The following is a 436-nucleotide window of genomic DNA, read 5'->3' as shown; positions in this document are numbered from 1 at the left end:
GATGTTCAGCGGCATCGCGCGAATCTCGCGGGTGGCGTCGAAGGCCTGCTCGATGGTCTTGGCCCGCGACAGGTCGAAGAAGCCGTCCAGGGTCTTGTCGGCTTCCTGCTGGATGCTCCGGTAGGCCAGTCCGTAGCCGCTCTTCAGCGGCAGCGGCTGGAGGATGTTCTTGCGCTCGCCCAGGGCGCTGTTGAGCAGCGGGCCATGGCGGGTTTCGTGGATGACCTCGCGGATCGGCCGCTGGCCCTTGATGAAGAAGGTTTCCTGGCGTTCGCGGGTTGGCTGCCACTTGCCGTCGGCCAGGTAATAGAGCCGGTTGCCCTGGCGTCGCAACTGTTCCAGGTAGAGATCCTGGTTGTCGCCCAGGACCATGGTCATGCCCCAGGCCAGCTTGCCGTTGAAGCCCGCCACCACGCCCGGCAGACCGGCGATGGAA

The 436-nt window shown here is 65.4% G+C and carries 1 protein-coding gene; it reads right to left on the bottom strand.

Annotated elements, in window-relative coordinates; all coding sequences use genetic code 11:
• Positions 1 to 436, bottom strand: a 436-nt coding sequence (locus tag FLO80_RS23915) for a penicillin acylase family protein (RefSeq protein ID WP_149187150.1), incomplete at both ends; no start/stop codon positions are given.

The organism is Aquicoccus porphyridii (assembly GCF_008369105.1).
Lineage (GTDB): Bacteria > Pseudomonadota > Alphaproteobacteria > Rhodobacterales > Rhodobacteraceae > Aquicoccus > Aquicoccus porphyridii.
The sequence above is the reverse complement of the archived record's forward strand: the minus strand, read 5'-3'. Positions and strand labels throughout refer to the sequence as shown.